Annotated in this window: 8 protein-coding genes and 1 pseudogene; 8 read left to right on the top strand and 1 reads right to left on the bottom strand. The window is 44.2% G+C overall.

Annotation, left to right across the window (positions count from 1 at the left end):
- Positions 1-362: 362 nt before the first annotated feature.
- Positions 363-1,460 (top strand): HlyD family secretion protein, encoded by a 1,098-nt coding sequence (locus ACKI5G_RS07145; RefSeq protein WP_407398979.1) that lies wholly within the window; start codon positions 363-365, stop codon positions 1,458-1,460.
- A complete protein-coding gene (locus ACKI5G_RS07140) occupies positions 1,457-2,575 on the top strand; it encodes an ABC transporter permease (protein ID WP_407398977.1) in 1,119 nt (372 codons plus the stop codon). The genes ACKI5G_RS07145 and ACKI5G_RS07140 overlap by 4 nt, the downstream gene beginning before the upstream one ends.
- 176 nt (positions 2,576-2,751) lie before the next feature.
- On the opposite strand, the gene ACKI5G_RS07135 is transcribed toward ACKI5G_RS07140, so the two are convergent.
- Positions 2,752-4,095, bottom strand: coding sequence for an anaerobic C4-dicarboxylate transporter (locus ACKI5G_RS07135; protein WP_407398975.1), 1,344 nt, complete (start codon positions 4,093-4,095; stop codon positions 2,752-2,754).
- Positions 4,096-4,559: 464 nt separating this feature from the next.
- On the opposite strand from ACKI5G_RS07135, the pseudogene ACKI5G_RS07130 reads away from it, so the two are divergent.
- The 6 genes and pseudogenes from ACKI5G_RS07130 to ACKI5G_RS07105 all read left to right on the top strand — a co-directional run.
- A pseudogene (locus ACKI5G_RS07130) lies at positions 4,560-4,979 on the top strand (flagellin); the annotation flags it as partial.
- A 126-nt stretch (positions 4,980-5,105) separates the two neighbouring features.
- The gene (locus ACKI5G_RS07125) at positions 5,106-6,344 is read left to right on the top strand and encodes a flagellin (protein ID WP_407398981.1); all 1,239 of its coding nucleotides are present in this window, start codon (positions 5,106-5,108) and stop codon (positions 6,342-6,344) included.
- Between the two features lie 223 nt (positions 6,345-6,567).
- Positions 6,568-7,563, top strand: a complete 996-nt coding sequence (locus ACKI5G_RS07120) for an ABC transporter substrate binding protein (RefSeq protein ID WP_407398973.1) — start codon at positions 6,568-6,570, stop codon at positions 7,561-7,563.
- Between the two features lie 10 nt (positions 7,564-7,573).
- A complete protein-coding gene (locus ACKI5G_RS07115) occupies positions 7,574-8,452 on the top strand; it encodes an ABC transporter permease (RefSeq protein WP_407398971.1) in 879 nt (292 codons plus the stop codon).
- Positions 8,452-9,246: an ABC transporter ATP-binding protein gene (locus ACKI5G_RS07110; RefSeq protein ID WP_407398969.1), complete on the top strand. Its 795-nt coding sequence runs from the start codon at positions 8,452-8,454 to the stop codon at positions 9,244-9,246. Before ACKI5G_RS07115 ends, ACKI5G_RS07110 begins: the two co-directional genes overlap by 1 nt.
- A gap of 223 nt (positions 9,247-9,469) precedes the next feature.
- Positions 9,470-10,973, top strand: a 1,504-nt coding sequence (locus ACKI5G_RS07105) for a methyl-accepting chemotaxis protein (protein ID WP_407398967.1), incomplete at its 3' end; no start/stop codon positions are given.

Below are 10,973 nucleotides of genomic sequence, written 5' to 3'. Positions count from 1 at the left end.
AAATGAAGATATTGTTAGCATATTTACGTACGTCTTTTAACAGAAAGTATTACATAAATTTGATAAGTATTACTTTATTTTTTTAAATTACAATGTATTATTGTTATCTAAATATTGCCTGAAACGAATTTCGATGGGCATTCAGACATTTAATAATGAAAAACAACTAACCATAAAATTCTTGACTATTTGTAAATTTTGTCGTAAGATAACCAAGACTTAAATAAATATTGCGTTTAATCGCGTCGCCCGTTATGGGAAATAACACCGGCTAATACATGCCAGGGGACTACAGGGACGGAAATTGTAGTCGCCATGGGTAATGTATGGCCGGTTTTTTATTTGGGAAAATGGAGGTAAAGATGGATAAGAAATTAAGGGCAAAGAAATTCGGCATGATTTTTGCTGTGGTAATGGTGGTTACAGGACTGCTTTTGATGTACACGGGTAATGATGCGTTAGTATTGGCCACTGAGAAAAAAGAGGGAATTTTAACCGCCGAACAAATTAAACTCTCCTTTGAAAATGTAGGCGGAAGGATGGTAAAAGAGTGTGTCAAAGAGGCCGACCAGGTGAAAAAAGGCGATGTGCTGATGGTGCTTGACAGTACCGATGTGGATTTGTCCATTGCTAAATTGGAAGCCCAGATTGCCCAGATGGAGTCTCAGATAAAGTCGGCTGGTGGTGGCGTCAATATTGCCATGTCCCGGGCAGATACCAACGAGCAGCAGAGCTTCCGTCAGATTGACCAGCAGAAAGCAGCGGTGGATGCGGCAGAGGCTAATTATAACAATGCATCTTTAGATTATAATCGCAAGGTTCAGCTTTTTGAGGTAGGAGCCATTTCCAGAGCAGATCTGGACGCAGCCCAGACCTCATTGCAGGTAAATACTGCTAATGTGGCGCAGCAAAAGCAGCTTTTAAGTAAATTATTGGCAGGTACAACTGATAATGGCGATACAGATTCCATACATTTGCCAACCATTGCCCTGGAGCGTCAGACAGCAGCCAACAAACTAAATGATGTGGAGGCATTGAACCAGCAGTTGAAAGGCCTGGAGGTTCAGCTTAAGGAATTAAAGGTTAAAAAGGAGCGTTTGACCCTTAGGGCACCTGAGGACGGCAAGATTATAAAGATTCTGGCTAAAGAGGGTGAAATGATTGCTCCTAATACGCCGGTACTTCTTATGGAAAGCAGCCGTTACTATTTTGATATTTATGTAAGTGAGGAAAAGGTTGATAAATATAAGGAGGGAGATGAAATTGAAGCCATCTCCGTAGCTGGTAAGAAAAAGGTCAAGGGGACTATTCGTCTGCTTACCCAGGCCCCTGGATTTGCGGATTTGCGTATGACCCGTGAAAAGGGCCAGGCGGATTTAACATCCTTCCAGATGCGTATTTACCTTGAGCCTACAGGAGAAATTCTTCCTGGCATGACGATGGGAGTGAAGATGAGATGAAGGCTTTTCGGGACGAATTAAAACATCTTCTCTCTGGCAATGGTATGCCCTATGAAAAGGTATCCATAATGGTTTCCTTAGTTATAACGGTGATTTTCAGTGTTATGCTGGGACTGAATTACGCCAAGGATACTCCAATTACGGTTATTGATTTAGATAATTCCCATTACAGTCATGAACTTATTGACTATCTTAATAATTCCCAGCTCATTTCTGTCACAGCTGTGGTAAATACCCCTGCAGAGCCAAATGAGCTTATGTATCGTGATAAGGCCTATGCGGTAGTGTATTTGCCTCAGGGACTTGAGAAAAATCATTATAATGGGGAGCGGGCCGACATCGGTGTATTTTATGATAATACCAGCTCCTCAGCCTTAAGCGGTGTAAGGGAGGCCCTCAATGAGATTATTGCGGACTTAAACAATCCAAGTCTTGGTACAGGTGATACCATAAGGGGAGGCACAATGCTGGTTTCCCGCTCGCTCTTTAATCCTGCAGAGTCTGCTAGTAATGGCGAGGTAACGGGGTTTTTGATATTTTTTTCCTCAATGTTTTTTGCCTTTGCCACCTTGGGCATGGTGCCACGTCTGAGACAGGAGGGCAAGCTGGAGCTTCATTTTAAGCTGGGGACTGCCTATGACCTTATAGAACGTATATTGCCCTATTGCGCCTGCTGGCTTATTGCCAATTTTATTGGTCTTGTGGTACTGCGTTTTTGGGGTGACATTAACTTTTCCGGAAATATAATCCTGTATTTCGCCGTTCAAAGCCTGTATATAATAATGCTGGGGATGATTTCCGTATTTATGGGCTGGTCTGCAGCCAATCCAGGGGCGGCTTCCAGTAGAATGATTTTATTCGTGCCAGGGGGATTTATTTTTGGTGGCTATGGTGTGCCCATGACAATGATGCCTGACTGGGTGCACTGGATTAACCAGATATTCCCTTTAACTTGGGAGTTTAAATTTATTCGTGATATAGTGTTTAGGGGAGCAGGCTTTTTCGATTGCGCCGTGACCATTGGGCAGTTCCTTATTTATATAACTATTATTTGGATACTATTTTCCAGAAAATTTGATAAAGAGCAGATCGCCTACGGGGAAACTGCAGAATAATACGGGTAATATGCTGGTTAATAAAAGTAAGTTACTGACAAAAAAGTATGTTTACAAGTAAAAAAGGCCACCGACTTGTATGGATGATGAATTACCATAAAGTAGGTGGCCTTTATTGCCTTAAATATTAAATTCACTTAATAATTTTAGGTGTGTCTTTTTATATGAGATGGGGCTTAAATTATAGCATGAGCGATTACATAACCAACACAGCAGCCGGTGATAACGCCAATAAGGCCTGGAATCATGAAGCTGTGGTTGAGAATGTACTTACCAATCTTGGTGGTGCCAGAGCGGTCAAAGCCGATACAGGCCAAATCTGATGGGTACGTTGGCAGGAAGAAATAACCATAGCAGGCGGAAATAAATGATAAAACTATAACGGGTTCTATCCCTGCCTCCAAAGCCAGAGGCGCCACTATTGCAATGGCTGCCGCCTGAGAGTTAACCAGCTTTGAAGTGAAAAAGGCAATGATGGCATAGGCCCATGGATATACTGCAACGGCGGAAATCAATACGCCCTTCAAAAAATCCATGTGATGCGCGAAGAGGGTGTTGGCTGTCCAAGCAACACCATAAACGGATACCAGGGCTACCATTCCAGCCCGGAATACGTTGGAATCAGCTACTTTTTTGGCATCCACCTTGCAGAAGAACAATATTAGTGAAGCGATACACAGCATAACCATCTGAATTACCAAAGTCATGGAAATTGGCTTGGCTGGTTTGCCCGTACCAGCGGAGAAATGAGGCAGATAGTCCGGCAGATTGCCCATTAAGGCGATTATAATAATGCCTGCGATGAAAATACCAACAGCAATATAGTAGCTTCTAGGCAATTCCTTGTCCAAAAGGGACTCGGTGGAGCCATAGACATATTTCCTCTGTTCAGGGTCAGCAATCAGAGCTTGAAATTCAGGATCATCTTCCAGCTCCTTACCTCGGCGCATGGACCAGATAGCCGCTGCCAGCACACCGAAGAAGGTGGACGGAATGGAGACCATCAAAACCTTGGCAATGCTGATATCATAACCGGCTATAGTCAAGAAGCTCACTATGGAAACAATGGCCACAGATACCGGGGAACCGCAGATTCCCATCTGGGCAGCAACAGAGGATACTGCCATAGGTCTCTCAGGGCGGATATTTTGCTTGATAGCTACATCATAAATAATTGGAAACATGGTATAGCATACATGGCCGGTGCCGCAAAGAACAGTCAAGAACCATGTGGTAATAGGTGCTAAAATGGTAACATTTTTGGGATTTCTTCGTAAAATTTTTTCGGCCAGCTTCAATAATACTGTCAAGCCACCGGAGGTTTGTAAGAAGGCAGCGCAGGTAACAACTGCCAAAATAGTTAGCATTACGTCATTTGGTGGTACACCTGGTTTGTAGCCCAAACCGAATACATAGATTACCAGGCCGATGCCACTGACGGCTGCCAGTCCCAGCCCCCCAAATCTTACACCGATTACAAGGCATAGCAGGAATATAATAAAACCCAAAGCAATTTCCATAAATAGCCCTCCCATCAAACACATCCACACAAAATCAACAATTCTCAAATATCAATATAACTCGGTGAAAGATGTCCCCTTCCTCTACAGGTGGGGGAAAGTAAACTTTAACAGGTGGTGAGCATATCTCCCCCCTCGTTGAAACGCTAATAGGAAGATTTTTCTTCTTTGAAGAAAAATTTGAACAATGGCGTTATAATGGCGTTATAAGTATTCGTTTGATATATTTGCATAATCGGATAAAAAGTTATTTATGAGGAATAATTCTCCATATAGGGAAGATTTCCTGCAAAAATTAAGTACAATATACTACCTGTGGAGGTGTTGCTTTTGTGTATTAAGTTCATCAAATAATTTTACGATATCATGATTAGCAGTGGTGTATGTTACTGCGGATTAAATGGCTAGAACAAGGATGATTTCCCTACAGCAACACGGGGCAAGCGCAGAAAGGATGATACGCTATGGCCATGGTAGTTAAGAATAATATGTCGGCAATTAATACCTTAAATGTTCTGGGACGGAACAGCAAGGAATTTGCCAAGCAGCTTCAGCAGGTTTCTTCTGGCATGAAGATCAATAGTGCGGCGGATGACGCTTCTTCCTATGCCATCAGTGAGCGGATGCGGGTACAAATAAGGAGCTTGGATGCTACCCTTGTCAATACCCAGAATGGCTCCAGCATGATGAAGGTGGCAGAGGGGGCGGTGTCCTCCACGGTGGATGCACTTAGAACCTTTAAAGCCAAGGCTATTGATGCCGCCAACGATACAAATACGGATAGTGACCGGGCAATTATTCAAAAAGAGCTGGATCAGCTTATGAACCAGATCGATGATAATGCCCTGGTTACTTTTAATGGAAAGTATTTGGTAAACGGAGCCTTGGGTGGCAATATTGTGGCGGACCAGCAGGATTCAATAGTTTCCTTTCTGGCTTCCCTTGACGGACACAATTTTGCCGACGTTGATGATGCTTTGGACGCAGCCATAAAATATGGCTCCAGCGGCATGTTTCAGGACGCAGAAAGCCTTATAAATAGCTTCGTTGAGGCTATGAGAAATAGTAATGGAGACCTTTTGGAGGTTTGTGGTATCAATTTGAATAATGATGATACGGGATCCATTACTGGCCTTGATGCTGGCAGTGAGCGGGAAAAAACCGCGGAATCTGTTGTGCCGGAAGAAAAGACATCTTATGGTGGCAACACCAAGGGCAGTTCTTTTATCAGGGGACTTACTGTGAATTGGCCCGATGATATTAGTGACGACATGCAAAAGGCTATTGCCGGTGCCCTGGACAGCCAGTGGCTCACCAACTGCATGTGGCTGGTGGATGATTCCTTTGCCTTAAATTTCTGGGAAAATGGCACATCTGTCAAATCTATTGATGTTAAGTTTGAAGATAATAGCGGTTCAGATAATTTGGCTTATGTAACAAACTATTTTGATGGTGATGGCGTTACAACCAAGCTGGAGCTTACCATTAATATGCATTACTATAACAATCTTGACCTCACGGATAAAAATGGTGCGGTGAAGGATAATCCGAACCAGCTATATTTGGATCGTACCCTGGCCCATGAAATGACCCATGCCATTATGGCCGCCAATATCACAAACTTTAGCAAACTGCCTAAATACATTAAGGAAGGCGTGGCAGAGCTGGTACACGGTATTGATGACTACCGCAAAGGACAGATTCAGCGGCTGGCCAACGACCCGGATAAATTAAAGAGTGTTTTGCAGGATTCAGAACATGCTGCCGATGATGAAGCCTATGCAGCGGGCTATATGGTGCTTCGCTACATGGCCAAGGAGGCAGCAAGCTCTGAGCCGGAAAAGAGTGCTTACTTCCAGATAGGTACCAAGGCTTCCCAGACCATCAGCATTGGTTTGGCAGACATGCGCTGTGAGGCTTTAGGTCTTACAAAAGCTGACGGTACTGCTGTCAGCGTAGCTACCCAGCAAAAGGCCACTTCTGCCATAACTGTTATTGACAGGGCCATTAGCCGTGCCTTGAAACAGCAGACCATTATTGGTTCCATTGAGAGCCGGCTGGAGTTTACGGCGGCCAATATTACCACTGCCACTGAAAATGTAACATCTGCGGAGTCCGTTATTAGGGATGCGGATATGGCCAAGAGTTTTACCGCCTATACCAAGGCCAATGTGCTTATGCAGACAGCCCAGTCCATGCTGGGGCAGGCCAATCAGAATAGCAGTGCAGTGTTATCCTTGTTACAGTAAAATACATAGCTTGAATAATTATTCAGGAAAAGGACAGCTTTCGGGCTGTCCTTTTTTGGGTTTAATGTGACTTTATAGATGTTCATATTTAGAGGAATTAAAAAAATATATCTATATCAAAAATAATTTTGTGTTTACTGAGAGAACAATATTTATTTTTTTGAAACAATAATGTATAATATGGGCAGGTTTTTTATTTTTATACTATTAGGAGTGATAATGTATGATATTTTCCAAGAAAATGAAAATGGCAGCCCTGGGAATGGCTGCAGTGTTCTCCTTTGGGCTTTTAGGGGGCTGTGGCTCCAATAATCAGGCCTCATCCGGTCAAAAAACTGTTGGTATTGTTCAGCTGGTAGAGCATGATGCTCTGGATGCTGCCAACAAGGGCTTTAGGGATGCTCTTAAGGAGCGTGGCTATGAAGAGGGCAAGAATCTGAAAATAGATAACCAGAATGCTCAGGCCGATCAGTCAAATCTGCAGAATATTGGACAGCGTTTTGTAAGTAATCATGTGGATTTGATTTATGCAATTGCAACTCCGGCTGCCCAGACTGTGGCCAACTTGACCAAGGATATTCCTATTGTAGGCTCTGCTATTACCGATTATGTGGGTGCAAAGCTGGTTAAATCCAATGACGCACCTGGTGGTAATGTTACCGGTACCAGCGATATGAATCCTATCAAGGATCAGGTGGATCTTCTCATTAAGCTCTGTCCTAATGCCAAGACAATTGGCTGTGTATATACCTCCAGTGAGGTAAATTCCGAGATTCAGTTTAAGGCTATGAAGGAATACGCTGAGTCCAAGGGACTTAAGGTTGAGGCAGCTACCATTTCCAATGTAAATGATATTCAGCAGGCTGCCCAGAGCCTTGTGGGCAAGGTGGATGCTTTCTATCTTCCTACTGATAATGTAATTGCTTCTTCTATGCCAACCCTGATTTCCGTAACCGAGGCTGCCAAGAAGCCAGTTATTTGCGGTGAGTCCAACATGGTTAAGGCCGGCGGTCTTGCAACCTACGGTGTAGATTATTATGAGCTGGGCCGTCAGTCAGGCTTAATGGCTGCTGACATCCTTGATGGCAAGTCCAAGCCAGCTGATATGAAGATTGAATTTGCAAAGGTTCTTAAGGCTGTAGTCAACAAGACAAATGCTGATAAGCTTGGCATCACCATCCCAGCAGATGTGCTGAAGGATGCCGAGGTATTGAATTGAGGTTATTGAAGTGGATCTGATTATTCCTACTATATCACAGGGACTGTTGTGGTCTCTGCTGGCCATCGGTGTGTACATCACATTCCGGGTGCTGGATATTGCTGATTTGACAGTGGAAGGCAGCTTCCCTTTGGGGGCGGCTGTGGCTGCTGCTTGTATGTTGGGAGGTATGAATCCCGTTCTTGCCATTTTTGTGGCAGCCTTTGCCGGTATGCTGGCAGGTGTTGTGACTGGATTTTTGTGTACCAAATTAAAAATCCCGGCCCTTTTGGCTGGTATTCTAACTATGATTGCCCTTTATTCCGTAAACCTTCACGTAATGGGCAAGGCAAATTTGTCTTTGTTACAGGTAGATACTGTATTTACCCTGTATTCTATTCCTGATGTGACCCTGGGGAATATGGTTCTGGTAATTGGTGCTGCTGTGGTGGTTTTTACCGGTGTATTGTGTTACTGGTTCTTTGGTACAGAAATTGGTGCCTCCATTCGTGCCACTGGCTGTAATCCCCACATGATTCGCGCCAATGGTATCAATACTGATGTAACCATTATTTTGGGACTTTTGATTTCCAATGCCCTGGTGGCTGTGTCGGGAGCTCTGGTGGCTCAGGCCAATGGCTTTGCCGATGTGGGCATGGGCGTCGGTACCATCGTTATCGGTCTTGCCTCTGTTATTATTGGCGAGGTGCTGTTTGGTACCCGTAGCTTCAAAAACTGCCTGATATCAGTAATTTTGGGCTCCATTGTATATAGGGCTGTTATTGCCATAGTTTTGCAGATGGGTATGCCACCAAACGATTTGAAGCTGTTTACGGCAATTCTGGTTGCGGCTGCTCTTTCCATGCCTCTTTGTCAGGCTAAGCTGAAAAAGAGAAAGGTGGCCGAGTGATGCTTAATATTGAAAATATCAAGAAAACCTTTAATCCGGGTACCATTACGGAAAAGGTGGCCCTGCGTGGAGTGTCGCTGCACCTGAAGCCAGGAGATTTCGTAACGGTAATCGGCGGTAATGGTGCGGGAAAATCCACCCTTATGAATGCTATCGCGGGCACCTTCAAGGTGGATGCTGGAAAAATTGTTATTGATGGCAAGGATATCACCAAGCTGCCAGAGCATAAGCGGGCAAAGTATATTGGGCGTGTATTCCAGGATCCTATGATGGGTACTGCTGCCAATATGCAGATAGAGGAAAATCTGGCCATTGCCTCACGCCGTGGCCAGTTCCCAACCCTGCGTTGGAGTGCCCCGGAGGCTCAGCGTGCGTATTTCCGCGAGCAGCTGAAGCCCTTGAATCTCGGCCTTGAGGATCGTCTTGAATCCAAGGTGGGACTCCTTTCCGGTGGTCAGCGTCAGGCCTTGACCTTGCTTATGGCCACTATGGTGGAGCCAAAGCTGTTACTTTTGGATGAGCATACAGCAGCCCTGGATCCAAAAACTGCGGCCCAGGTGCTGGAGCTTACAAACAACATAGTAAATAGCCGCAAGCTTACAACTTTGATGATAACCCATAATATGAGGGATGCCCTGGCCTGTGGCAATCGTCTGATAATGCTTCATGAAGGCAGAATCCTCATTGATGTGAGCGGCGATGAGAAGAAAAGCCTCACCATCAAGGACCTGCTGGCTATGTTTGAGAAGGCTGCGGGTAGCGAGCTTAATTCCGATGCATTGTTGTTAAGCTGATTTTAAATCTGAATAACTAAATTCTGAATATACACTAGTATTCCGGCTTCCATGCGTGAAAAAATGATACCGGGACTAAATTAGTATTTTTGAAACTCCTGTAATATTTGCAGGAGTTTATTTTTTTTTGTGGAATATGGTAACATGAGAAAACTATTGTATTAATAAAAGTTAATTAAAACTAATTTATAACCCGGTTTTCTATATGTAAGGAGGCAATAATATGGGTATTAAAGGGAAAATGCTGGTAGGGACGCTGCCCGTTGTAATTTTGGGTATGCTTATTCTTACCATAGTATCTGTGGTGTCTTCCAGCGGGAGCTTGGGAACTCAGATAGAGAACACCATGAATTCAGAGCTGAAGGCCAATGTAAATTATATTAATGAAAAGCTGAATATGGCCCGTTCTACTGCTGTGAACACGGCCCGTTTCGTTGGCGCCACATACAAGAATGCTCCGATGGATACCTTTAAGGCTGTTATCGGCAAGACCATCCAGAAGGACGATTTCTTCTATGGAAGTGGTATCTGGTTTGAGCCTTTTGCCTTTGATGCGTCCCAGGAATATATGGGACCATATTGGTACAAGGATGGGGGCTCCATTAAGGAAACCTATGAGTACAGCAATGCTGAGTACAATTATTTTACTCAGGAATATTACAAGAATGCCAAGGGGGAAGGCAAGGAGGGTGCTTTAATCACTGATCCATATTATGATCCAACCTCCAAGGTAGTTATGTCCACCTGTTCCGCACCTATTTTTGATCTCTCCGGCCAGTATGTTGGCTGTATAACAGTGGATTTCTCCCTCAAAGAAATCAGCGAGCTCATGGCCAGCATCAAGGTTGGTGAAAATGGCAAAGCAATTTTGGTTACCTCTGATGGTACCTATGTATATTCAGAAAATCCTGCCGATGTGGAAAATGGCGTGAAAATCACCGAGGATGCAAATAAGAGTTTGGCTGTTTCAGCTCAAGCTTTGCTCAGTAATGAAAGTGGCATGACGGAATTTGATGATAATAATCTGTATTTTGCCACTGTACCAGGGGTAAACTGGAAGCTGGCAATTAAGATGCCACAGGAAGAAATCAATGCACCAGCAGTCACTCTTACCAAAATTATGATTTTTGTTTGTGTTGTTATGATTGCTCTCTGCGTAGGCAGTATTGTATATCAGGCAAACAACATGGTTTCCAGAATCGATGCACTTGGTGCCAATATGAGTGAAATGGCCAAGGGTAATTTGCGCCTGAATCCTCTGAATGTAGATTCCAAGGATGAATTGGGGCAGATGGCAGAAGGCTTTAACACCATGCTTCATAATTTGAAGGGTATAATAACTCAGACCATGAATACCGCAGAGCAGGTGGCAGCATCCAGTGAGGAGCTGACAGCCAGCTCCCAGCAGGCAGCAGAGGCAGCAACCCATGTGGCTCAGTCCGTTGTAGACGTGGCCGGAGGTATGGAAAAGCAGCTGTCCAGCATGGATGAGGCAAAACATAGTATAGATTCTGCCTTTGGGGATATCAGTGTAATGACTGATAAGGCCGGCAGTGTTACGGAGAATACAGAGCAGATGGCCGGAGCTGCAGATACTGGTGCTCAGCTGATGCAGAACGCCATGGAAAAGATTAACAATATCGAAAAGAGCGTTGCTAATTCTGCTGAGGTAGTCAAAAAACTGGGCGAGAACTCCGCACAGATCGGTGAAATCGTTGACAGTATTT

The sequence above is a fragment of the Anaerovibrio sp. genome, from assembly GCF_045637405.1.
Lineage (GTDB): Bacteria > Bacillota > Negativicutes > Selenomonadales > Selenomonadaceae > Anaerovibrio.
Note: the sequence above shows the minus strand (reverse complement) of the source record. Positions and strands in the feature narration are given on the sequence as shown.